Genomic DNA, 21849 nt, shown 5'->3' on the forward strand with positions numbered 1-21849 from the left:
GCTGGACTTGCGGTCGCTCGACACTACCGTGAGCGACCGCAAGCCATTGCTCAGTAGGCGTTGGTCACGAACAACTGGCCGACCAGCTCCTGCACCTTTTTGTCCGCATCGATGAACTTGCTCATGCCTGCCGTGTGCGCGTCATACAGGGCCTCGCCCGCCAGTTGGCCATCACGGTAGATGGAGATCTTGGCGTAACGCATGTACAGCGCCAGATCCCAGTTCCAGCTGGCGGTGTAGGTCGAGGTCAGCGTGCAGGCTTGCGTACCGGCCGTGGCCGGCACGACCTGCACCGCCATGCCCTTGGCCTCGACGGCACGCTGGTAGGACGAGAGGAATCCCTCGCGCACCTTGGGGTTCTCCACGATGCAGACTTTCTCGCCTGCACGGCTGGCGACAGGGTCAATCTTCTGCACACTCGAGCACGCGCCGAGCAAAGGGCTGAGCAGGGCTACAACAATCAGTTTTTTCATTCATCAACGGCCAGCTGGAAAGGATGGAATCCCCGGCAGAACGTCCCGCAGCTGCAGGGCCATCCCATCCGTGGGGGCGCAGAATGTATCAGCCAATACAGCGATAGCAAATCGACATCACGCGGGCGCGATTGGACGCTATCGCCTGCCAATGCGCACAATGCCGTTCCTGCGCCCCGGAGCCCCCCCGTTGAAAACCCTCGCCGACCTGATCTTCGACAACCGCTTCGCCCGACTCGGCGATGACTTCTCCACGTCCGTGATGCCCGACCCCATCGACGAGCCACGCCTGGTGGTGGCCAGCCCGAGCGCCATGGCCCTGCTCGACCTCGATCCGGCCGAGGCCGACAGCGAGGTGTTCGCGAAGCTGTTCAGTGGCAACACGTTGTGGAGCGATGCCGAGCCTCGGGCCATGGTCTACTCCGGTCATCAGTTCGGCAGCTACAACCCGCGCCTGGGCGATGGCCGTGGCCTACTGCTGGGCGAGGTGCGCAATGACGCCGGCGAGCACTGGGACCTGCACCTCAAGGGCGCCGGCATGACGCCCTACTCGCGCATGGGTGATGGCCGCGCCGTGCTGCGCAGCTCGATCCGTGAATTCCTCGCCAGCGAGCACCTGCACGCCCTTGGCATCCCCTCTTCACGCGCACTGTGCGTCACCGGCTCCAGCACACCGGTGTGGCGCGAAAAGCAGGAAACCGCCGCCATGGTCCTGCGCGTGGCGCCGAGCCACGTTCGCTTCGGCCATTTCGAATACTTCTACTACACCCGCCAGCACGAGCAGTTGAAGCAGCTTGGCGAACACGTGCTGGCCAGCCATTTCCCCGGATGCCTCGCCGAGGACGAGCCCTGGCTGGCGATGTTCCGCGAGGTGGTCGAACGCAATGCCGAGCTGATCGCCCGCTGGCAGGCCTACGGCTTCTGCCACGGCGTGATGAACACCGACAACATGTCGATCCTCGGCATCACCTTCGATTACGGCCCCTATGCCTTCCTCGACGACTTCGACGCCAACCACATCTGCAATCACTCCGACGACGCTGGCCGCTACAGCTTCAGCAACCAGGTGCCCATTGCCCAGTGGAACCTCGCCGCATTGGCCCAGGCGCTGACGCCGTACATCGACGTGGAGCCGCTACGCGACAGCCTCGCGCTGTTCCTGCCGCTGTACCAGGCGCACTACCTCGACCTGATGCGCAAACGCCTGGGTTTCACCCTCGCCGAAGAGGGCGACGACGCACTGATCCAGCGCCTGCTGCAACTCATGCAACAGGGCGGTGCGGTCGACTACACCCTGTTCTTCCGCCACCTGGGCGAGCAGCCCGCCGAAGCAGCCGTGCGCCACGTGCGTGACGATTTCGTCGACCTGCCGGCCTTCGACGCCTGGGCCGCCGACTACTGCGCGCGCAGTGCCCGCGAACCCGGCAGCGCGGACGCACGCCGCCAGCGCATGCACGCGGTCAACCCGCTGTATGTGCTGCGCAACTACCTGGCCCAGCAGGCCATCGAGGCGGCCGAACAGGGCGATGACGCCCCCGTGCGCGAACTGCACCGGGTCCTGAGTCAGCCGTTCACCGAGCAACCGGGCATGGAGAAATACGCCCAGCGCCCACCGGAGTGGGGCAAGCACCTGGAGATCAGTTGTTCGTCGTAGATCGACCTAGAGTGACAACACCATCGCCACCCGATCACGCAGCCCGGCTTCATGCTCCGCCAGCAGGCGTTGGCGCAGTGCAGCCGACAATTCGCCCTCCGGCACCTGGCAGAATCCCAGACGCGCGTAGTAAGGAGCATTCCACGCCAGCGTGCTGAAGGTTGTCAGGGTCAGCGTCGAGGCCTGGCCGTCACGCGCCCAACGCACGACCGCATCGATCAGGCAGGCACCCAGGCCTTGGCGCTGATGGTGCGGATGCACATCCACCTCGCACAGATGCGCCACCGCGCCCTCCAGCTCGGCCAGGGCAAATGCCACGGGCTCACCCGATGCACTCACGGCCACCCACACGCGTCCAGCCGCGTGCATGCGCGCCAACGCCTCCTGTGTCGTCACCTGCGCACGCAGGGGTGCCGGCAGCACGGCATCCGGAAACAGGCTGGCCGCCGCCCGCTCGATGGCCGGTAGACAAGCCAGGTGCTCAGGCACCGCCAAGCCAATCCGATAGTGCCCATCCGGGGTTGAATAGTCAGGCTGGAATTCGCACGGCATCCGCGTCTCGCTCTGCAAATGGTCTGAATTCAAGCAGGTCAGACCGGGCATTTCTTAATTCGAAATGGAATATAAACCTTCTTAAACATTCTTAGACTCACTAAGCGAATCCGCTTATCGTCGCCCGCTGTTTTATTCCAGCCTGTTCTACCACCAGCTGTCAGGCGCATAACTGCATGAAAATCCGCGATCTCGATCTCAGCCCGAGTGCACTCAACGACGAGCACCAGGCGCTGGGATTACCGCCCGTCGAAGACTACGTCTCGCACCCGGAAAACCACCCTGTACTGCGCCTCGCCATGTGGTTTGCGGTGTCGACCCTGCTCTGCCTGCTGGCCTTCCTTGCCTGGAGCCTGTTCTTCGGTGACAACGAAAGCAGCGGCATGGAAATCATCGAAAGTACCCTGCGCAGCCCGGTCTTCTGGAGTGCCGTGGCCGTCGGTTTCTTCGCCCAGATGATCGATGGCGCGCTGGGCATGGCGTATGGCATCACAGCCACCACCTTCCTGCTCAGCGCCGGTGCCTCGCCGGCCGCCGCCAGTGCCAGCGTGCATATCGCCGAAGTCTTCACCACCGGGCTATCGGGCATTTCCCACGTCAAGCTGGGGAACGTCAGCAAGTCGCTGTTCCTGCGCCTGTTGTTGCCGGGCATCATCGGTGCGGTGCTGGGTGCGGTGCTGATCACCAGCTTCGATGGTGATGTGCTCAAGCCCTTCATTTCCGCCTACCTGCTGCTGATGGGTCTGTACATCCTGCGCAAGGCCTACCGCCATGTGCAGAAGCAACGCCAGGAACCCAGGCACGTGGCCAAGCTGGCCCTGTTCGGCGGCTTCGTCGATGCTGCCGGCGGCGGTGGCTGGGGCCCGGTAGTCACCAGCAGCCTGCTGGGCTCGGGCAGCGACCCACGCACCACCATCGGCTCGGTTAACTTCGCCGAGTTCTTCCTGACCATCACCAGCGCCACCTCGTTCATCCTCCTCGCCGGCCAGCCGGATACCTGGATGATGGTCGCCGGCCTGGTGTTCGGCGGCATGTTCGCCGCGCCCTTCGCCGCGCTGCTGTGCAAGAAGCTGTCGGCACGCACCCTGCTGACCATCGTCGGCTGCCTGATCACCCTGATCAGCGCCTACAACATCTACCAGGCACTGAGCTGAGGAGCACACCGGCGGCATAAGCTTCCAACGCCTTGTTCTAAAAGAGTGGGCGTTTCGTTGCTCCAGCGCATTGACCCGGCGCGACGCTCTGCCCATGCTGCGACCCTTCACACCTGCCCTGAAGGAACGTTCGCATGAAACTGGAAACTCTGGCCATCCACGCCGGCTACAGCCCTGACCCCACCACCAAGGCCGTCGCGGTGCCGATCTACCAGACCAGCTCCTATGCCTTCGATGACACCCAGCATGGTGCCGACCTGTTCGACCTGAAGGTCGCCGGCAACATCTATACGCGCATCATGAACCCCACCAACGACGTGCTCGAACAGCGCGTCGCTGCCCTGGAAGGCGGAGTCGGCGCGCTGGCCGTGGCCTCCGGCATGGCCGCCATCACCTACGCCATCCAGACCGTCGCCGAGGCCGGTGACAACATCGTCTCGGTGGCCAAGCTCTACGGCGGCACCTACAACCTGCTGGCCCACACCCTGCCGCGCTTCGGCATCCAGACGCGCTTCGCCCCGCACGATGACATCGCCGCCCTCGAAGCGCTGATCGACGAGCGCACCAAGGCGGTGTTCTGCGAGTCCATCGGCAACCCGGCCGGCAACGTCATCGACATCCAGGCCCTGGCCGACGCCGCCCACCGCCATGGCGTGCCGCTGATCGTCGACAACACCGTGGCCACGCCGATCCTCTGCCGCCCGTTCGAACACGGCGCCGACATCGTCGTGCACTCGCTGACCAAATACATCGGCGGCCACGGCACCAGCATCGGCGGCATCGTGGTCGACTCCGGCAAATTCCCCTGGGCCGACAACAAGGCGCGCTTCCCGCTGCTCAACACCCCGGACCCGTCGTACCACGGCGTGACCTATACCGACGCCTTCGGCCCGGCGGCCTTTATCGGTCGCTGCCGCGTGGTGCCATTGCGCAACACCGGTGCCGCGCTATCACCATTCAACGCCTTCCTCATCCTGCAAGGCCTGGAAACCCTGGCCCTGCGCATGGAGCGCCACTGCGACAACGCCCTCAAGGTCGCTGAATACCTGCAACAGCACCCGCAGGTGGCCTGGGTCAAATACGCCGGCCTGGCGGATCACCCGGAGCATGCATTGGCTGTCCGCTACACCGGCGGCAAGCCAGCCGCCATCCTGTCGTTCGGCATCAAGGGCGGCCAGGAAGCCGGCGCGCGCTTCATCGACGCGCTCAAGCTGGTCGTGCGCCTGGTCAACATCGGTGACGCCAAGTCGCTGGCCTGCCACCCGGCTTCGACCACCCATCGCCAGCTCAACGACGAAGAGCTGGAAAAGGCTGGCGTGCCACGTGACATGGTGCGCCTGTCGATCGGTATCGAGCACAGCGACGACATCCTCGCCGACCTGGCGCAAGCGCTGCAGGCTGCTGCGCAGTAGGCCTTAACGGAGACACCGTGTGAATGCCCACTAGCGTCCGCACGGTGTCACGCCCTCATTGCGCGCCGTGCCCGCCTCCACCTTGCAGGAACACAAGGAGACGATCATGAGCGAACCCCTGCTGATTCCCTGCGCCCATTGCGGCGGCCTCAATCGCATTCCGGCGCAACGCCTGGGTGATGCGCCACGCTGTGGACGCTGCAAGCAAGAGGTGCTGCCGGGTAAACCCTTCGACCTGAACCAGGCCGGCTTTGCCAGCCAGCTCAAGGGCGACCTGCCATTGCTGGTGGATGTATGGGCAAGCTGGTGTGGCCCCTGCCGCAGCTTTGCGCCGACCTTCGAACAAGCCGCCGCTCAACTGCAGGGGCGCTGTCGCCTGGGCAAGCTGGACAGCGAAGCCAACCCGCAACTGTCCACGCAGCTCGGCATTCGCTCCATCCCCAGCCTGATCCTGTTCAAGGGCGGGATCGAGGTCGCCCGGCAAAGCGGCGCCCTGCCCCTGCCACAGCTGCTGGGCTGGCTACGCAACCAGGGCATTGCCTGACACCCACGCTGCATGAGCGGATTGGTCAGCGCTGGCGAGCCGCCCGGTCATTGTGCCCGGCGGACAGCCGGCTAGGCTGAGGGCTTCCCCTACCCAGGAGCCCGACATGCCACTCCCCCTCGAAATGGCCCGCCTGTTCACCGAAGAAAAGATCGCCTTCGTCAAACGCATGGGGCTGAAGGCCGACGCGCTCGAAGCCGGCTACGTGCGCCTGCACATCCCCCTGGCAGGCAACGAGAACCATATCGGCACCGCCTACGCAGGCGCACTGTTCACCCTCGCCGAGATTCCCGGTGGCGCGTTGTTCCTCACCAGCTTCGATGCCCAGCGCTTCTACCCGATCATCAAGGAAATGAACCTGCGTTTTCGGCGCCCCGCCACCAGCGACGTCACCGTCGAAGCCCGCCTGAGCGCCGAAGATATCGAGCGCATCCAGCAACAGGCCGAACAGGACGGCAAGGCCGAGTACCTGCTGGAATTGCAATTGCGCGATACCAGCGGGGAAATCGTTGCGGAAAGTAGAGGCGTGTATCAATTACGCAAACACTGATGTGTGGAACTTGCTGCGGATCAAAAGCCGGGCTATCTAATGAAGTCAAACTAACGGAGTCAAATAAGCACCCCAGAGGTTTCACGCCCCGCGCCCCTCGCGGCGCAGAGGACACAATAATGATCAAGCACATTCTCATTGCCCATGACCTGCGCAGCACTGCCGATCCGGCACTGCGCCGGGCTGCCCAACTCGCCCGCCAGCACAAGGCTCGCCTCACACTGCTGCATGTTCTCGACAGCCGACTGACCCAGGCCGAACAGGAAAAGGTCCAGCAGCAGCTGGACAACAGCCTGACCCAGTTCGCACCCAGCGGCAGCGAACTGCGCCTGTGCCAGGGCAAACCGGCTGAGGCGGTACTCGAGCAGGTGCAACTGCTCGGCGCCGACCTGCTGGTACTTGGCGCCCATCACCAGCGCCACGAACTGTTCTCCGGCACCAGCCTCGACCGCATCGCCCGGCGCTGCCCGGTACCGCTGCTGCTGGTCGCACGTGACGAAGACCAGGCCTACAACTCGGCGCTCTCGGCGCTGGACTTCTCGTTGTGTGCCTGCACGGCGCTCAACCATGCCAGCCGCCTGCTGCCGGAAGGCGCGAACATCCACGCCGTGCACGTATTCGAGACCGCCAAGAACCTCGGCCATGCCGACACCCAACTGGCGACGCAGAAAGCCCTGATCGACCAGTTGATCGAAGATGAAACCCGTCATCTGCCCGCCAATGGCCCGACGCTGAGCCATGCGGTGCATCAGGGCGGCCTGCTGCACACCCTGCAGCAGAGCCTCAGCCAACGGCAGCCGCAACTGCTGGTCCTCGGCAGCCATGGTCGCAGTGCCCTGTCGCAGGCCTTGCTCGGCAGCCTGGCCCAGCACTTCCTGCACAAGGCGCCTTGCGACGTGTTCGTGGTGCGTTAATCCACCCGAATAAAAAAGGGCGCCTGCAGGCGCCCTTTTTTCATCCGTGCTTGTTCAGCCGCGCTCTTCCAGCAGGTTGTGCAGCTCGACGAACTGCTGCGTCAGCTTGTGACTGCGGTCCAGGAAGATCAGCGGCACGCATGCCTGATGCGACTCGCGCATCTTCACCGAACTCATCAGGTTGACCGGCAGTACCGGCAACCCCTCGGCGACCAGCTCATCCAGCAGCTGCTGCGGCAACGAGGCGCGCGGCTGGAACTGGTTGACCACGATGCCCTCGACTTCCAGATCCTCGTTGTGATCAGCCTTGAGCTCTTCGATCTCGCGCAGCAGCCCGTATAGCGCCTGGCGGGAGAAACTGTCGCAATCGAAGGGAATCAGCACGCGATCAGCAGCAATCAGCGCAGAAACCGTATAGAAGTTCAGCGCAGGCGGCGTATCCAGGTAGATCCGCTCGTAGTCTTCGCTGAGGTCTTCGAGCAGTTTGCGCAGCTTGTTGATCTTGTGTTTCTGCTCGAGCTTGGGTTGCAGGTCGGCCAGTTCGGCCGTCGCGGTGACCACGTGCAGGTTGTCGAACGGGGTTTCGTAGATATCGACGGTGCCCTTCTTGTTAAAGGACGACAGCGTCTGTTTGAAGAAGTCGGCGATGCCCACCGGGATGTCGTCACCGGTGAGGCCTGTCAGGTAGTGGGTCGAGTTGGCCTGGGCGTCGAGGTCGATCAGCAGGGTTCGATACCCCTCGGCCGCGCTGACCGCTGCCAGGTTGCAGGCGATGCTCGACTTGCCCACCCCGCCTTTCTGGTTGAAAACCACTCGCCGCATGTCGCACCTCCCTGAAGAACCTGTCGCTATCTGGCGAGAAATGCCAGGTTATGGACCGGTTTAAGCCACAAATGTGAGGCGATTCTATGCAAAGCGCATGACAAGGGCGAGAAAATCGACAAAACCTTCAAGACCTCCCGTCCGGGCAATGTGTATCAAGATTTGCACCCACCCCGTACGGTCTGGATAATGCCACCTCCTCGCCATAGCCCCTGCCGCATACCTTGCCTGCCAGGGGAGTCGTTGTAGACAAGGAAGGCCAAAGAGGCCGGGAAGAGTTCGCCGCGTGACACATTTCAATATCGACACATGGCGTGCGTGGGCCCCTGGCTTGGACGGCCCGGACGACTGGCGGACCTGGCAGCAAGCGCCTGTGCGCCTCGTCGACAATGGCGAGCAGCCCGATGTCAGCTTCCTTCCCGCCATGCAGCGCCGCCGCCTCAGTCGCCTGGCGCGAATGGCCTTTCACGTTGCCTGGCCGCTGGCTGAACAGCACCCCCACCTGCCCATGGTCTTCGTCAGCCGCCATGGCGAAACACCGCGCACCCTGGCGATCCTCAGCGATCTGGCGCGCAACGAGCCGCTTTCTCCGACCCAGTTCAGCCTGTCGGTGCACAACGCAATCATCGGCCTGTGGTCGATCCAGCGCGGCGACACCAGCGAGATGACCGCCCTGGCGGGCGAAGCTGATGGCCTGGAGCAGGGCCTGCTGGAAGCCGTCACTCTGCTTGGCGAAGGCGCTCCGGCCGTGCTACTGGTCGTCGCCGAAGAAACGCCGCCTGCGCTCTACGCCCCCTTTATCGATGACGTGCCCTTTTCCTATGCGGTCGCCCTGCTGCTGACCCCGGGAACCGACTGGAAGGTGCAACTGCAAACCGGCAGCGGGCCGCGCAGCGAATGGCCGCATGCCCTGAACCTGGTCCGTGCGCTGAGTGGCGGACAGACCTCCCTGCAACATCACTGGAAGAATCGGCAATGGAACTGGTCACTCGACAAGGCCTGAGCCAGCGCAGTGCGCCCTACTGGTGGCGCCTGATCGCGACCGCAGCCAGCTTCAGCCTGTTCGGCATTGGCGGCGTCCTGCTGCGCATCCTGGTATTCCCGCTGCTGGCCCTGCTACCCGGCGACGCACAAACGCACCGCCGCCGCGCACGGGCCACGGTGAGCTGGACGTTCCGCCAGTTCGTCCAGTTCATGTTCCGCACCGGCGTGCTGACCTACGAGGTCGAAGGCATCGAGCGCCTTGGCCGCCCCGGGCAGATGGTGATTGCCAACCACCCGTCTCTGATCGATGTAGTGGTGCTGATCGCCTTCATTCGTGATGCCAACTGCGTGGTCAAGCAGAGCCTGTGGGACAATCCCTGCATGCGCGGGCCGATTCGCGCCGCCGGCTATATCAGCAACAGCGGCAGCATGGACATGCTCGACGAAGCAGCAGGGGCGCTGCAAGACGGGCAAACGCTGGTGATCTTCCCGGAAGGCACCCGCACCACACCGGGCCACAACCCGGAATTCCACCGGGGCGCAGCGGCAATTGCCGTGCGCGGCGCCAAGGTGGTGACCCCGGTCGTGATCAGCGTGACGCCAACCACGCTGACCAAGGCCGAACCCTGGTACAGCATTCCGTCGCGTCGTTTCCACTTCCGCCTGCGGGTCGGCGAGGATATCGACCCGGGACACTACACCGCGCAGGCGCCACTCCCGATAGCGTCGCGCAAACTCAATGAGCATCTGCATCAACACTTCATGAAGGAGCTCGCAAAAGATGAGCGATCTGCAGCTGGAAATTAAAAACCTGATCATCGAGGCCCTCGGCCTTGAAGATATGGCGGCCGAAGACATCGCCGCCGACCTCACCCTGTTCGGCGAAGGCCTGGGCCTGGACTCGGTGGACGCACTCGAGTTGGGCCTGGCGATCCAGAAGCGCTTTGGCATCAAGATCGACGCCGACGCCAAGGACACCCGTCAGCACTTCGCCAACGTGGCCAGCCTGGCGGCCTTCGTTGCTGCGAAACAGGCCGCTTGAGGACGCCCGCCATGCAAACCCGTGAAGAGATTTTCGCCACCCTGCGCGATGCGCTGGTCGAGCTGTTCGAGCTGGATGCCGAGCGCGTGACCCTGCAGGCCAACCTCTATGAAGATCTGGAAATCGACAGCATCGACGCCGTCGACCTGATCGACCACATCAAGCGCCAGACCGGCAAGAAAATCGCCGCCGAGGAATTCAAGGCGGTGCGCACGGTCGGCGACGTGGTCGAGGCGGTCCTGCAGGTGGTCAATGCGCCTGTCCAAGACTGAGCCATGAGCCGCCTGCTGGGCCTGCTGCTGATCGCTGCCGGGCTGCTCTATCCGTTTGCCGTGTATTACGGCATGGAGCACCTGTCGCCGCGCCTGTTCGCCGCCTTGCTCGGCGGGCTGTGGCTGGCCCGCGCCCTGAGCCAGTGGCGCCAGCCGGGCAGCCTGTGGATGGCGGCGGCAGCCCTGGCGTTCTGCCTGCTGCTTGGCCTGGCCGGCGAGCCGGCGCTGCTGCGCTGGTACCCAGCCTTGCTCAACGTCATGTTGCTCCTGGTGTTCGGACTCAGCCTGATCTACGGCCCGCCGCTCGCCGAGCGCATGGCCCGTCTGCACGACCCGGACCTGCCGCCCATTGCCGTGCGCTACACGCGCAAGGTGACCTGGGTCTGGGCGCTGTTTTTCCTCGCCAACGGCCTGGTGGTCACTGCCCTCAATTTCTGGGCGCCCCTGAGCTGGTGGACCCTGTATACCGGGCTGATCTCCTACCTGCTGATCGGCCTGCTGTTCGCCGGTGAATGGCTGACCCGCCGACGCGTACGGCGACAAGCAAAGGAACTGGCATGAACTGGATAAGCCTCGAGCACCTGCTGCTCGCCCCTCAATCCGGCCGCCCGGTAACCCAGGCCCCTGCCCTCGACCATGCAGCGCTGTGCCAACAGGCCCTCGCCCTGGCGGGTGCCTTGCAAGCGCGCCAAGTCAAACGCCTGGCCCTGCACCTGGAAGACACCGGCGAACTGGCCATTGCCCTGCTGGGTGCCTGGCGTGCCGGCGTGCATGTATTGCTACCGGCCGACGCCCAGCCGCACACCCGCCAGCGCCTCGCCGCGCAATGTGACCTCTGGCTCGACAGCATCGATGACGTGCCTGGCAACGCGGCCCCGCTGACGGCAGCCCCTCTGATGGCAGCCCCGCTGGATCTCGACCAGTGCTGGTTGACGCTGTGCACCTCCGGTTCCAGTGGCGAAGCCAAACTGATCGACAAGACCTTGCGCCAGATGGCCAACGAGGTGAACGCCCTGGAGCAACTCTGGGGCGCCGAACTGGGCAACGCCACACTGATCGGCAGTGTCGCCGCGCAACATATCTATGGCCTGCTGTTCCGGGTGCTGTGGCCGCTGTGCGCGGGCCGGCCCTTCCTGCGCCGTGCCGTGCCGTTCCCCGAGGATTTGCAGCGCGAGAGCCTGGCAATTACCAGGGGTGGTGGAAGCGTAGCGAGCGAAGAGGATGCAAGGCGAGAAACGGCGATGCCGCGCAGTTTACAAGCCGTAAATGAGCAGGCCGAGCCGCTTCTCAACGCAGCAGCATCGAGCGCAGTAGCTTCCAGTGCCCCTGGCGTTGCCTGGGTAGCGAGCCCGGCCTTGCTCAAACGCATGGGCGACAATCTGGACTGGAACGCCCTGCGTCAGGTGCGCCGGGTATTTTCCTCCGGCGGCGCCCTGCCGGCAGACGCCGCCCGGCTGCTGCACGACCAGCTCGGCCAGTGGCCAACGGAAATCTATGGCAGCTCGGAAACCGGTGGTATCGCCTGGCGCCAGGGTGGCGAGCAGTGGCAGCCGTTCGCTGATGTAGCCGTGACGCTGAACGAAGAAGGTGCCCTGCGCCTGACCTCGCCCTACCTGCCCGCCGGCCATGTCGAACAGACCGCCGACGCCGCGCAGATCGCTGCAGACGGCCGCTTCGTGCTGCGCGGGCGCCTGGACCGCATCGTCAAACTGGAAGAAAAACGTATTTCCCTGCCCATGCTCGAGCAGGTGCTGACTCAACATGAGTGGGTCAGCGATGCACGCCTGGGCATGATCCAGGAAGGCCGCGCCTTTCTCGGTGGCCTGGTCGCCCTCAGCCCCGCCGGCATCCATGCCCTGCGCAACCAGGGCCGCCGCAGCGTTACCGATACCTTGCGCCAGCAACTTACCGGGCACTGCGAAACCATCGCCCTGCCGCGCCGCTGGCGCCTGGTCGCCGAGCTGCCCTACAGCAGCCAGGGCAAGCTGGCTCAGGCCACGGTCGATACGCTGGTTGCCGCACCACGGCCGACCCAGGTCGAGCCGCTGTCTGCCGTGCAGCACGAGCAGGAATGGCAACTGGAACTCGACGTGCCGCTGGACCTGGCCCACTTCACCGGGCACTTCCCGCGCACACCGGTCTTGCCCGGGGTGGTCCAGATCGACTGGGCGCAACAACTGGCCCGGCGTTACATCGCGGACCTGCCTGCCCGCTTCGCCGGCATGGAAGTGCTCAAGTTCCAGCAACTGGTGCGCCCCGGCGACCGCTTGCAACTGAGCCTGCGCTTCGACGCCGAGCGCGGCAAACTCTACTTCGCCTTCCGCAATGGAGAGGCGCCCTGCTCCTCCGGGCGCATTCTGCTGGGGGCGGCGCAATGAGCATGGTGCCGGCCTGCTCACTGCTCGTGCCTGGCATCCGCCTGGAACCTGGCCATGCATAAGCCCTGCGCGGTGATCCCGGTGTACAACCACGAGCACGCGCTGCCCGTGGTGGTCGCGGCATTGCGTGTCGCCGGCCTGCCCTGCGTGCTGGTCGACGACGCCTCCAGCGCCGCGTGCGCCGCCGTCATCGACCAACTGGCCGCCGAGCCGGACACCTACCTGGTACGGCTCACGGTCAACCAGGGCAAAGGCGGCGCGGTCATGGCCGGCCTGCGTGAAGCAGCGCACCTGGGCTTCAGCCATGCGCTGCAGGTGGATGCCGACGGCCAGCACGACCTGGACGATGTCGCCACCTTCATCAGCACCTCGCAGGCACACCCGCTGGCGCTGATCTGCGGCTACCCGCAATACGACGCCAGCGTGCCGAAAAGCCGCCTGTACGCACGCTACCTGACTCACGTCTGGGTATGGATCAACAGCCTGTCGCTGCAGATCCGCGATGCCATGTGCGGTTTCCGCGTCTATCCACTGGCCGCCAGCGTGGCGCTGATCGACTCGACCGACCTGGGCAGGCGCATGGATTTCGACCCGGAAATCCTCGTGCGCCTGGCCTGGCGCAACCAACCGATGGTCTGGCTGCCGACCAAGGTGCACTACCCGCTCGATGGCCTCTCGCATTTTCGCCTGCTGCACGATAACGCGCTGATCTCGACCATGCACGCCAAGCTGTTCTTCGGCATGCTCCTGCGCTTCCCTGCCATTCTCTGGCGACGGTGGCTCGGATGAATGGTCGCAGCCAGGGCCAGCACTGGGCCGGCCAGCGCGAGCGCGGCAGCTTCGTGCTGATGAAATTCACCGCCAGTGCCGTGCGCCTGCTCGGTCGTCGCGCCCTGAGCCCGCTGCTGTATGCCATCGTCCTGTACTTCTTCGTCTGCGGCCGCCAGGCGCGCCGCAGCATCTGGCACTACCAGCACAACCTGGCGACCTGGAGCGGGCGCCACGACCTGCGTCCCAGCCGTCGTTCGGTGTTCCGCCAGTTCATGTGCTTCGCCGACACCCTGCTCGACAAGCTCGATGTGTGGAACGGCAAGCTCGGCCTGGAGCAGGTGAAGCTGGTCGACCCGCAAGACGTGCGCGGGCAGTTGCATCGCCAGGGCCGTGGACAGATGCTGGTGGCCGCCCACCTGGGCAACCTCGAAGTCTGCCGCGCCCTCGCCGAGCTGGGCGAGAAAGTGCAGATGAACGTCCTGGTGCACACCAAACATGCCGAACAGTTCAACCGCCTGCTCGGTGAAGCCGGTGCCACGCACCTGCGCCTGATCCAGGTCAGTGAGCTGAACCCGGCGACCATGCTGCAATTGTCCGAGCGTCTGGAACGGGGCGAATGGCTGGCGATTGCCGGCGACCGCGTGCCGCTGCACGGCGGACGCAACGTCAGCGTGGACTTCCTCGGTCGCCCGGCGGCTTTTCCGCAAGGGCCGTGGCTGCTGGCCGGCTTGCTGCAATGCCGGGTAAGCCTGATGAATTGCCTGAAAATCGATGGCCGCTATCACGTGATCATCGAACCCTTCGCCGAGCGCATCCAGTGGAAGCGCAGTGAGCGGGACGCGGTGATCCGCGACTGGGTACAACGCTACGCCGAACGCCTGGGCCAACGCTGCCTGGACGCTCCGCTGCAATGGTTCAACTTCTACCCGTTCTGGAACGAGCATGACGACTAATCCCATCGTTTTCGGTGAAGCCCACCTCAGCATCGAACAGGTCGTGGTCCTGTCCCAGCGCCAGGCCCGTGCGCACCTGCAGGACGACGACGCCTACCGTGAGAAGATCGCCAAGGGCGCGCGCTTCCTCGACACCCTGCTGGACAAGGAAGGCGTGATCTACGGCGTCACCACCGGCTACGGCGACTCCTGCGTGGTGGCTGTGCCGTTGCATCAGGTCGAGGCACTGCCCAAACACCTGTTCACCTTCCACGGCTGCGGCCTGGGCAAGCTGCTCGACGAGGCCAGCACCCGCGCCGTTCTCGCGGCGCGCCTGCAGTCGCTGTGCTACGGCGTCTCCGGAGTGCGCGTGGAGCTGCTGGAGCGTATCCAGGCCTTCCTCGACCATGACGTGCTGCCGCTGATCCCGGAAGAAGGCTCGGTCGGTGCCAGTGGCGACCTGACGCCGCTGTCCTACGTCGCCGCCACCCTCAGCGGTGAGCGCGACGTCCTGTACAAGGGCGAGCGCCGCAGCGCCGCCGATGTTCACGCCGAACTGGGCTGGACGCCCCTAACCCTGCGCCCGAAAGAAGCGCTGGCGCTGATGAACGGCACCGCCGTGATGACGGCCCTGGCCTGCCTGGCCTATTCGCGCGCCGACTACCTGCTCAAGCTGGCCACGCGCATCACCGCGCTCAACGTGGTGGCGCTGGAAGGCAACCCGGAACACTTCGACGAGCGCCTGTTCGCCGCCAAGCCGCACCCAGGGCAGATGCAGGTGGCCGCCTGGCTGCGCCAGGACCTGGCGATCAATGCGCCGACCGCACCGCTGCACCGCCTGCAGGACCGCTACTCGCTGCGCTGCGCCCCGCATGTGCTCGGCGTGCTGGCCGACAGCCTGGGCCTGCTGCGTCAGTTCATCGAAACCGAACTGAACAGCGCCAACGACAACCCGCTGATCGATGCCGAGGCAGAACGCGTGCTGCACGGCGGGCATTTCTACGGCGGCCACATCGCCTTCGCCATGGACAGCCTGAAGAACCTGGTCGGCAATGTCGCCGACCTGCTCGACCGCCAGCTCGCCCTGCTGGTCGACGTGCGCTACAACCACGGCCTGCCGAGCAACCTGTCCGGTGCGCCAGCCGAGACGGCGATGATCAACCACGGCTTCAAGGCCGTGCAGATCGGCACCAGCGCCTGGACCGCCGAAGCCCTGAAGAACACCATGCCGGCCAGCGTGTTCTCGCGCTCCACCGAATGCCACAACCAGGACAAGGTGAGCATGGGCACCATTGCCGCACGCGACGCCCTGCGCAGCCTGGAGCTGACCGAGCAGGTCGCCGCCGCCACCCTGCTGGCCGCCAACCAGGGCGTGTGGCTGCGCCTGCGCGACGGCAAGCGCGACCTGCCCGCCCCACTGGCCAGCATGCATGACCAGCTCGCCACGGACTTCCCGCCGCTGATCGAAGACCGTGGCCTGGAAGGTGAACTGCGCCTGTGCCTGGAGCGCATCCGTGCCCAGGCCTGGAGGCTGTATGCGTAGGACCACCTGCCTTCTCGTGGGAACAGGCCATGCCCATGCGTCGCGTGCATGGCGCGTTCCCACAAGCGGTATAGCGCTCCATCGCCACCTGACGAAGGCTAATTCCCATGCGTAGCAAAGGTGTCCTGCAGGCCGAAATCGAAATGGTCGTGCCGTTCTTCGATGTCGATTCGATGGACGTCGTCTGGCATGGCCATTACATCAAGTACTTCGAGGTCGCCCGCTGCGCCCTGCTCGACCGCATCGGCCACAACTACCGGCAGATGCGTGAAGCCGGTTATGCGTGGCCGATCATCGACCTGCAGGCGCGCTATATCCGTGGCGCCGAGTTCGGCCAGACCATTCGCATCAGCGCCGACCTGATCGAGTGGGAAAACCGCCTGAAGATCCACTACCTGATCAGCGACGCCACCACCGGTGAGCGCATGACCCGTGGCAGCAGCGTGCAGGTGGCCGTGGATATCGCCAGCCGGGAAATGCTGCTGGCTTCGCCCCGGGTGTTCGTCGACGCGGTCGAGAAGGTGCTGGTATGAACCTGCGTCGCGCCGCCTTGCTGCTGTGCCTGCACATGGGCCTGGTACTGACCACCGCGGCGCAGGCCTTCGACCTCGACCAACTGAGTGCGCAACTGGGCAAGGCCGAGGTGATCCATGGCGACTTCGTCCAGGAAAAACACCTGCGCTCCCTGCCGCAGCCACTGACCAGCAAGGGCCGTTTCGTCCTGGCCAAGGAACACGGCCTGCTCTGGCTGCTGCAGTCACCCCTGCAGCAGGACTACCGCATCAACGGCAATGGCATTGCCCGGCGCACGCCACAGGGCTGGCAACTGGTCGCCCAACAGAACGCCACGGCGCAGCAGAGCCGCCTGTTCCTCGCGGTACTCAAAGGGGACAGCACGGGCCTGCGCCAGGACTTCGAGCCGAGCCTCAGCGGCACGGCCGAGGCCTGGCAACTTGAGCTGACTCCGCGCGGCGTCCTGCTCAAGCAGATTTTCACCCGCATCCGCATCTCCGGCGGCGCCCTGGTGCAGCGCATCGAACTGCTGGAAACCCAGGGCGACAGCACCGTGATGCGCCTGAGCGACAACCAGACCGACCAGCCTCTCAGCGACACGGAGCAGCATGACTTCGCCGATTGAACGCTGGGGTCCCTGGCTGTTCAGCCTCGCCCTCATCCTGTTGCTCGCCGCCGCCGGCTGGCAGTGGCGCAATGGCCCGCCGGTCAGCGCCAACCTGCTGGAGCTGGTGCCGAGCAGCGCCCCGGATGCACTGGAGCGCAGTGCCGAACAGCGCATGCAGGAGCCGCTCAACCGCGAGTTAGTAGTGCTGATCAGCCACCCGGACCGCCAGCAGGCACTGCGCCTGGCCGCCGAAGTGGGCCAGCGCTGGAAGCAGGAGAAATCCTTCGAGAAGGTGCAGTGGGATGTCGAACTCGATCTGGACGGATTCCGCCAGCAACTGCTCGATGACCGCCTGGCGCTGCTGCCCAGAAAGGACCGTCAGCAACTGATCGACGACCCGCAGGCGTTCATGGAGCGCCGCGCCCAGGACCTGTTCGATCCGTTCCGCAGTCGCGGCCTGGTCAATACCGAACAAGACTGGCTGGGCCTGAGCGCCCTGATCGAAAAAGGCCTGCCGAACGATCACAACATGCAGCTCGACCTCAGCGGTGCGCTGCTGGCCGAGCGCGATGGCAAGACCTGGGCCTTCCTCCACGCCCGCACCACCGCCGATGCCTTCGACGGCAACCTGCCGCTGGTGGTGGACGACCTGGTCGCCCAGGCGCGCAAGGATGTCGAGGCGCAAGGCGGCGAGTTCATCGCCAGCAGCGGCCTGCTGTTCTCCGCCTATGGCCAGCGCCAAGCCACGCGCGAGATGAGCCTGATGGGCAGCGTTGCCAGCATCGGCGCACTGCTGCTGATGTTGCTGGTGTTCCGCCGCGTGCGCGTGCTGCTGGCCTTTCTCCCGGCCGCCGTCGGTGTGTTGGCCGGGTTGACTGCCTGCGTGGCGGTGTTCGGCCATGTCCACGTGATGACCCTGGTGCTCGGTGCCAGCCTGATCGGCGTGGCCATCGACTACCCGCTGCACCTGCTATCGAAAAGCTGGACCCTACAACCCTGGAACAGCTGGCGGGCGCTGCACGCGACCCTGCTCGGCCTGAGCCTGGGCCTGCTGACCAATGTCATCGGCTACCTGGCCCTCGCCTTCACGCCCTTCCCGGCGCTGACCCAAGTGGCGATCTTCTCCGCAGCCGGTCTGCTGGGCGCCTACCTGTGCTCGGTGTGCCTGCTGCCCAGCCTGCTCGGCCGGGCGCCGATCGTACCCTGGCCTGGCCCGCACCGTGTGGCCCAGCGCTTGCTGGTCTGGCGCGAGGCGCTGCTGCGCCGCGTGCCCACGCCCTGGCTACTGCTGCTGTTCCTGCTGTTCTGCGCCGGTGGTGCGGCCCAGCTGTCGCTCAAGGACGACCTGCGCCAATGGGCCAGTACGCCGCCCGAGTTGCTGGAACAGTCCCTCGCCGTCAGCCGAATCGTCGGGGTGCAGCCCACCAGCCAGTTTTTCCTGGTTCGCGCCGCCGATGAAGAGCAGTTGCTCCAGCGCCAGCAGCAGCTCAGCGAGCGTCTGGACAAGCTGGTCGCCGACGGCAAGCTGAAGAGCTACCTGAGCCTGAGCCAGATCATCGCCCCACCCAGCGCGCAGCGGGCCATGCAGGCCGCCCTGCCACGCCTCGTCGAGGCCAGCCAGCCGCTACTGGCACTGGGCGTCAGCCGCGACACCGTGCTGCAGGAAGTCGCAGCCCTGCAGGCGGCGCCGATTCTCGGCATCGACCAGGTCCTGCAAGGCCCGCTCAGTGAGGCCTGGCGCCCGCTGTGGCTGGGTAGCACACAAGGAGAAACCACGGGACTGATCAGCCTGCAGGGCCTCAGCGACACCAGCCTGCTGGCCGCCCAGGCCGACGGCCTGCCTGGGGTGAAGCTGATCGACCGCCTGGGCGAGTTGAACCGTCTGTTCGCCGCGACCCAGGTCAGCGCTGCCGAGCTCAAGCTGCTGTCCTGCCTGCTGATCTTCGTCGTGCTGTGCGTGCCCTTCGGCCCGCGTGGCGCCGCCCGGATTCTCGCCGTCTCGCTGCTCGCCGCCCTGGCCAGCCTCGCCTGCCTCGGCTGGCTGGGACAGCCGCTGACCCTGTTCAGCCTGTTCGGCCTGCTGCTGGTCACGGCCATCGGCGTGGACTACGCGATTCTCATGCGTGAACGGGTCGGTGGTGCCGCCACCAGCCTGCTCGGCACACTGCTGGCGGCACTGACCACCTGGCTGTCCTTCGGCGTACTGGCCCTCTCCAGCACGCCCGCCGTGAGCAATTTCGGGCTGACCATCAGCATCGGCCTGACTTTCAGTTTCCTGCTGTCACCCTGGGCAGGCGCCCAGCACAAGGAGCCGGAACCGTCCGGCACGGGAGTACGTCCATGACCGTCATCGGCTTCTGGCTGCTGGCCCTGCTCATCTATGCCCTGGTCGCCATCGTCGGCGGCCGTCGACTGATCCCCATCGTCGGCCAGTTGCTGGTGGCCAGCCTGGCGATCCCCGTCCTGCTGCTGGCCTGGGTCGAGCCACACTGGCAACTGAGCGCCGGCGACCTGCTCGCCCCCGGCTGGCTGAACCTGCTCTACAGCCTGTGCTTTGCCCTGCTGCTGGGTTACATCCTCAGCGATGTGATCGACCTGGAGATCAACGCCGCCAGCCTGAAGATCGCCCTGCCGAGCTTCCTCGTGCCGCTGCTCGCTGGCCTGGCCTGCTCGGTCTGGCTGTTGCCCGGCGAGCGTAGCTGGCTGAGTTCGGTGGGCATCGGCCTGCTGTTCTCGATCACCGCGATCCCGGTGCTGTACCTGTTCCTGCAGAGCATCGGCTACCCGGCAGCCGCGACCAAGCGCCTGCTACACGCGGCGATCCTCATGGACTTCATGTGCTGGAGCCTGTTCGGCCTGGCCCAGGGCAGCAGCCACCCGGCCAGCCTGCTCTGGCCGCTGCTGGCCGCCGGCCTGCCGCTGGTGCTGCACAAGGTGTTGCGCCTGCGCCACGGCCTGTTCTACAGCCTGCCGTTCTTCGCCCTGATGCTGCTGTTCCAGCAACTCAAGCTCAACGCCCTGGTGTTTGGCATCGCCTACATGCTGTGCCTGGCCTGGCTTGGCCAGCCGTTCCGCCTGCCGTTGCCGGAGCGTCACTGGAAGCTGTTGCTCAACGGCCTGGCCGTACCGCTGATCCTCACCTGCGGCGTGCTGCGCGTGGACTTCCACGGCGTTGGCGAACAGTACTCCTGGCTCTACCTTGGCGCCCTGCTGGTGCTGCCAGTGGTGAGCAAGGTAGTCGGCAGCTGGCTGGGCCTGCACTGGGCCGACCCGGCCGCTTCGAGCCAGATCAAGTGGCAGGAAAGCCTGTTGCTGAACATTCGCGGCCTGACCGAAATCGTCTTCCTCAACCTGCTCCTGCAACTGCAGCTGATCGACTCGCTGGTGTACTTCAGCCTGTTGCTGATGAGCCTGTTTTCCACGCTACTGCCGGCCCTGCTCGGCAAGCGCCCCACCCTCAACGCCATGAACGAGGCTAAAAACCGCTATGAAGTCTCTTGAAGTAGAACAACGTCAGGTCGTAGTCATCGGTGCCGGCCCGTCGGGCGCCATCGCCGCCGCTCTGCTCAAGCGCAATGGCCACGATGTGCTGGTGCTCGAGCGCCAGCGCTTCCCGCGCTTCTCCATCGGTGAAAGCCTGCTGTCGCACTGCCTGGACTTCGTCGAAGAAGCCGGCATGCTCGACGCGGTCAAGGCCGCTGGTTTCCAGACCAAGCATGGCGCAGCCTTCGCCTGGAACGAGCGCTACACCGAGTTCGACTTCCGCGAGAAATTCACCCCCGGCAAGGACTCCACCTACCAGGTGCAGCGTGCCGATTTCGACAAGGTGCTGGCCGATGAAGCCGAGCGCCAGGGCGTGGAAATCCGCTACGAGGAAGAAATCATCGCTGCCGACTTCGCCAGTGAGCGTCCACGCCTGAGCGTGCGCCGCCTGGCCGACGGCCATGAGTACCAGGTCGAGTGCACGTTCGTCCTCGATGGCAGCGGCTATGGCCGCGTCCTGCCGCGCCTGCTCGACCTCGAACTGCCGTCGACCTTCCCGGTGCGCCGCGCGGTATTCACCCACATCGAAGACCGCATCGACGACCCGGCCTTCGACCGCGAGAAAATCCTCATCACCACTCACCCTGAAATGCGTGACGTGTGGTTCTGGACCATCCCGTTCAGCAACGGCCGCTGCTCGCTGGGTGTGGTGGCGGATGCCAAGCATCATGAAGGTCGCGAGACCGATCTGGACGCCAACCTCAAGCGCTTCGTCGCCGAAACCCCGAGCCTGGCCAAGGTGCTGAAGAACGCGGTATGGGATACCCCGGCCCGCGAGATCAATGGCTATTCCGCCAACGTCACGCGCCTGCACGGCCCGGGCTATGCCCTGCTGGGCAACGCCGCCGAATTCCTCGACCCAGTGTTCAGCTCCGGCGTGACCATCGCCATGCGCTCGGCGAGCATGGCCGCCGGCCTGCTGCACCGCCAGCTCAGCGGCGAGGTGGTGGACTGGGAGAACGCGTTCGCCATCCCGCTCAAGCGCGGCGTGGACACCTTCCGCGTGTACGTCGAAGGCTGGTACGACGGTTCCTTCCAGGACGTGATCTATTACGAGCATGCCTCGGACGATATCCGCCGCATGATCAGCTCGATCCTCGCCGGCTACGCCTGGGACGAAAAGAACCCCTATGTCGCCGAGCCCAAGCGCCGCTTGCGCGTGCTCGCCGAACTCTGCGCACAGGACTGA

23 protein-coding genes are annotated in these 21849 nt (G+C 65.1%); 20 read left to right on the forward strand and 3 right to left on the reverse strand.

Annotated elements, in window-relative coordinates:
• Nucleotides 1–50 precede the first annotated feature (50 nt).
• The gene (locus ACWPW0_RS20180; RefSeq protein ID WP_447594472.1) at nt 51–473 is read right to left on the reverse strand and encodes an Sbal_3080 family lipoprotein; all 423 of its coding nucleotides are present in this window, start codon (nt 471–473) and stop codon (nt 51–53) included.
• Between the two features lie 190 nt (nt 474–663).
• On the opposite strand from ACWPW0_RS20180, the gene selO reads away from it, so the two are divergent.
• Entirely contained in the window at nt 664–2127 is a 1464-nt protein-coding gene (selO, locus tag ACWPW0_RS20185) for a protein adenylyltransferase SelO (protein ID WP_454256343.1), read from the forward strand.
• 6 nt (nt 2128–2133) lie between these two features.
• Here selO and ACWPW0_RS20190 read toward each other — a convergent pair whose 3' ends face one another.
• Entirely contained in the window at nt 2134–2679 is a 546-nt protein-coding gene (locus tag ACWPW0_RS20190) for a GNAT family N-acetyltransferase (RefSeq protein ID WP_454256344.1), read from the reverse strand.
• A 176-nt stretch (nt 2680–2855) separates the two neighbouring features.
• Here ACWPW0_RS20190 and ACWPW0_RS20195 point away from each other — a divergent pair, with 176 nt between their 5' ends.
• The 5 genes from ACWPW0_RS20195 (at nt 2856) to ACWPW0_RS20215 (ending at nt 7253) form a co-directional block, all read left to right on the forward strand.
• Nucleotides 2856–3833, forward strand: a complete 978-nt coding sequence (locus ACWPW0_RS20195) for a sulfite exporter TauE/SafE family protein (protein ID WP_447594478.1) — start codon at nt 2856–2858, stop codon at nt 3831–3833.
• A gap of 134 nt (nt 3834–3967) precedes the next feature.
• A complete protein-coding gene (locus tag ACWPW0_RS20200; RefSeq protein WP_447594480.1) occupies nt 3968–5245 on the forward strand; it encodes a bifunctional O-acetylhomoserine aminocarboxypropyltransferase/cysteine synthase in 1278 nt (425 codons plus the stop codon).
• 106 nt (nt 5246–5351) lie between these two features.
• On the forward strand, nt 5352–5789 hold the full coding sequence (gene trxC / locus ACWPW0_RS20205) for a thioredoxin TrxC (protein WP_447594482.1): 438 nt from the start codon (nt 5352–5354) through the stop codon (nt 5787–5789).
• 106 nt (nt 5790–5895) lie between these two features.
• Complete coding sequence (locus ACWPW0_RS20210) at nt 5896–6339, forward strand: PaaI family thioesterase (RefSeq protein ID WP_454256345.1); 444 nt, start codon at nt 5896–5898, stop codon at nt 6337–6339.
• Nucleotides 6340–6458: 119 nt separating this feature from the next.
• The gene (locus tag ACWPW0_RS20215) at nt 6459–7253 is read left to right on the forward strand and encodes a universal stress protein (RefSeq protein WP_454256346.1); all 795 of its coding nucleotides are present in this window, start codon (nt 6459–6461) and stop codon (nt 7251–7253) included.
• 54 nt (nt 7254–7307) lie between these two features.
• Here the strand turns inward: ACWPW0_RS20215 and ACWPW0_RS20220 are convergent, their stop codons facing one another.
• Nucleotides 7308–8075, reverse strand: coding sequence for a ParA family protein (locus ACWPW0_RS20220; protein ID WP_447594488.1), 768 nt, complete (start codon nt 8073–8075; stop codon nt 7308–7310).
• Between the two features lie 286 nt (nt 8076–8361).
• Here ACWPW0_RS20220 and ACWPW0_RS20225 point away from each other — a divergent pair, with 286 nt between their 5' ends.
• The 14 genes from ACWPW0_RS20225 to ACWPW0_RS20290 all read left to right on the forward strand — a co-directional run bounded on the left by ACWPW0_RS20225 (nt 8362) and on the right by ACWPW0_RS20290 (nt 21849).
• Nucleotides 8362–9078, forward strand: coding sequence for a beta-ketoacyl synthase chain length factor (locus tag ACWPW0_RS20225; RefSeq protein WP_454256347.1), 717 nt, complete (start codon nt 8362–8364; stop codon nt 9076–9078).
• Nucleotides 9051–9866 (forward strand): lysophospholipid acyltransferase family protein, encoded by an 816-nt coding sequence (locus tag ACWPW0_RS20230; RefSeq protein ID WP_447594491.1) that lies wholly within the window; start codon nt 9051–9053, stop codon nt 9864–9866. Before ACWPW0_RS20225 ends, ACWPW0_RS20230 begins: the two co-directional genes overlap by 28 nt.
• Nucleotides 9841–10101, forward strand: a complete 261-nt coding sequence (locus tag ACWPW0_RS20235) for a phosphopantetheine-binding protein (protein ID WP_447594493.1) — start codon at nt 9841–9843, stop codon at nt 10099–10101. Before ACWPW0_RS20230 ends, ACWPW0_RS20235 begins: the two co-directional genes overlap by 26 nt.
• A gap of 11 nt (nt 10102–10112) precedes the next feature.
• The gene (locus ACWPW0_RS20240) at nt 10113–10373 is read left to right on the forward strand and encodes an acyl carrier protein (RefSeq protein ID WP_447594495.1); all 261 of its coding nucleotides are present in this window, start codon (nt 10113–10115) and stop codon (nt 10371–10373) included.
• 3 nt (nt 10374–10376) lie between these two features.
• The gene (locus tag ACWPW0_RS20245; RefSeq protein WP_447594497.1) at nt 10377–10934 is read left to right on the forward strand and encodes a hypothetical protein; all 558 of its coding nucleotides are present in this window, start codon (nt 10377–10379) and stop codon (nt 10932–10934) included.
• Complete coding sequence (locus ACWPW0_RS20250; RefSeq protein ID WP_454256348.1) at nt 10931–12751, forward strand: ApeI family dehydratase; 1821 nt, start codon at nt 10931–10933, stop codon at nt 12749–12751. The genes ACWPW0_RS20245 and ACWPW0_RS20250 overlap by 4 nt, the downstream gene beginning before the upstream one ends.
• A 54-nt stretch (nt 12752–12805) precedes the next feature.
• Nucleotides 12806–13540 carry a glycosyltransferase family 2 protein gene (locus tag ACWPW0_RS20255; RefSeq protein WP_447594500.1) on the forward strand — a complete coding sequence of 245 codons (735 nt, stop codon included), beginning with the start codon at nt 12806–12808 and terminating at the stop codon, nt 13538–13540.
• Nucleotides 13537–14475, forward strand: coding sequence for an LpxL/LpxP family acyltransferase (locus tag ACWPW0_RS20260; RefSeq protein ID WP_454256349.1), 939 nt, complete (start codon nt 13537–13539; stop codon nt 14473–14475). The genes ACWPW0_RS20255 and ACWPW0_RS20260 overlap by 4 nt, the downstream gene beginning before the upstream one ends.
• Complete coding sequence (locus ACWPW0_RS20265; RefSeq protein WP_454256350.1) at nt 14465–15997, forward strand: HAL/PAL/TAL family ammonia-lyase; 1533 nt, start codon at nt 14465–14467, stop codon at nt 15995–15997. The genes ACWPW0_RS20260 and ACWPW0_RS20265 overlap by 11 nt, the downstream gene beginning before the upstream one ends.
• Nucleotides 15998–16104: 107 nt before the next feature.
• A complete protein-coding gene (locus tag ACWPW0_RS20270) occupies nt 16105–16530 on the forward strand; it encodes an acyl-CoA thioesterase (RefSeq protein WP_454256351.1) in 426 nt (141 codons plus the stop codon).
• Nucleotides 16527–17135: an outer membrane lipoprotein carrier protein LolA gene (locus ACWPW0_RS20275; protein WP_454256352.1), complete on the forward strand. Its 609-nt coding sequence runs from the start codon at nt 16527–16529 to the stop codon at nt 17133–17135. Before ACWPW0_RS20270 ends, ACWPW0_RS20275 begins: the two co-directional genes overlap by 4 nt.
• Entirely contained in the window at nt 17119–19461 is a 2343-nt protein-coding gene (locus tag ACWPW0_RS20280) for an MMPL family transporter (RefSeq protein WP_454256353.1), read from the forward strand. The genes ACWPW0_RS20275 and ACWPW0_RS20280 overlap by 17 nt, the downstream gene beginning before the upstream one ends.
• Nucleotides 19458–20618 carry a sodium:proton antiporter gene (locus ACWPW0_RS20285; RefSeq protein WP_447594512.1) on the forward strand — a complete coding sequence of 387 codons (1161 nt, stop codon included), beginning with the start codon at nt 19458–19460 and terminating at the stop codon, nt 20616–20618. The genes ACWPW0_RS20280 and ACWPW0_RS20285 overlap by 4 nt, the downstream gene beginning before the upstream one ends.
• Entirely contained in the window at nt 20605–21849 is a 1245-nt protein-coding gene (locus ACWPW0_RS20290) for an NAD(P)/FAD-dependent oxidoreductase (RefSeq protein ID WP_454256354.1), read from the forward strand. Before ACWPW0_RS20285 ends, ACWPW0_RS20290 begins: the two co-directional genes overlap by 14 nt.

It is taken from the genome of Pseudomonas sp. Marseille-Q8238 (assembly GCF_965111915.1).

Excerpts from the sequence above, each read along its gene's own strand:
- ACWPW0_RS20180 (WP_447594472.1), bottom strand. The coding sequence starts at position 473 with ATGAAAAAACTGATTGTTGTAGCCCTGCTCAGCCCTTTGCTCGGCGCG.
- ACWPW0_RS20190 (WP_454256344.1), bottom strand. The coding sequence starts at position 2,679 with ATGCCGTGCGAATTCCAGCCTGACTATTCAACCCCGGATGGGCACTAT.
- ACWPW0_RS20195 (WP_447594478.1), top strand. The coding sequence starts at position 2,856 with ATGAAAATCCGCGATCTCGATCTCAGCCCGAGTGCACTCAACGACGAG.
- ACWPW0_RS20200 (WP_447594480.1), top strand. The coding sequence starts at position 3,968 with ATGAAACTGGAAACTCTGGCCATCCACGCCGGCTACAGCCCTGACCCC.
- trxC (WP_447594482.1), top strand. The coding sequence starts at position 5,352 with ATGAGCGAACCCCTGCTGATTCCCTGCGCCCATTGCGGCGGCCTCAAT.
- ACWPW0_RS20210 (WP_454256345.1), top strand. The coding sequence starts at position 5,896 with ATGCCACTCCCCCTCGAAATGGCCCGCCTGTTCACCGAAGAAAAGATC.
- ACWPW0_RS20215 (WP_454256346.1), top strand. The coding sequence starts at position 6,459 with ATGATCAAGCACATTCTCATTGCCCATGACCTGCGCAGCACTGCCGAT.
- ACWPW0_RS20220 (WP_447594488.1), bottom strand. The coding sequence starts at position 8,075 with ATGCGGCGAGTGGTTTTCAACCAGAAAGGCGGGGTGGGCAAGTCGAGC.
- ACWPW0_RS20230 (WP_447594491.1), top strand. The coding sequence starts at position 9,051 with ATGGAACTGGTCACTCGACAAGGCCTGAGCCAGCGCAGTGCGCCCTAC.
- ACWPW0_RS20235 (WP_447594493.1), top strand. The coding sequence starts at position 9,841 with ATGAGCGATCTGCAGCTGGAAATTAAAAACCTGATCATCGAGGCCCTC.
- ACWPW0_RS20240 (WP_447594495.1), top strand. The coding sequence starts at position 10,113 with ATGCAAACCCGTGAAGAGATTTTCGCCACCCTGCGCGATGCGCTGGTC.
- ACWPW0_RS20245 (WP_447594497.1), top strand. The coding sequence starts at position 10,377 with ATGAGCCGCCTGCTGGGCCTGCTGCTGATCGCTGCCGGGCTGCTCTAT.
- ACWPW0_RS20250 (WP_454256348.1), top strand. The coding sequence starts at position 10,931 with ATGAACTGGATAAGCCTCGAGCACCTGCTGCTCGCCCCTCAATCCGGC.
- ACWPW0_RS20255 (WP_447594500.1), top strand. The coding sequence starts at position 12,806 with ATGCATAAGCCCTGCGCGGTGATCCCGGTGTACAACCACGAGCACGCG.
- ACWPW0_RS20260 (WP_454256349.1), top strand. The coding sequence starts at position 13,537 with ATGAATGGTCGCAGCCAGGGCCAGCACTGGGCCGGCCAGCGCGAGCGC.
- ACWPW0_RS20265 (WP_454256350.1), top strand. The coding sequence starts at position 14,465 with ATGACGACTAATCCCATCGTTTTCGGTGAAGCCCACCTCAGCATCGAA.
- ACWPW0_RS20270 (WP_454256351.1), top strand. The coding sequence starts at position 16,105 with ATGCGTAGCAAAGGTGTCCTGCAGGCCGAAATCGAAATGGTCGTGCCG.
- ACWPW0_RS20275 (WP_454256352.1), top strand. The coding sequence starts at position 16,527 with ATGAACCTGCGTCGCGCCGCCTTGCTGCTGTGCCTGCACATGGGCCTG.
- ACWPW0_RS20280 (WP_454256353.1), top strand. The coding sequence starts at position 17,119 with ATGACTTCGCCGATTGAACGCTGGGGTCCCTGGCTGTTCAGCCTCGCC.
- ACWPW0_RS20285 (WP_447594512.1), top strand. The coding sequence starts at position 19,458 with ATGACCGTCATCGGCTTCTGGCTGCTGGCCCTGCTCATCTATGCCCTG.
- ACWPW0_RS20290 (WP_454256354.1), top strand. The coding sequence starts at position 20,605 with ATGAAGTCTCTTGAAGTAGAACAACGTCAGGTCGTAGTCATCGGTGCC.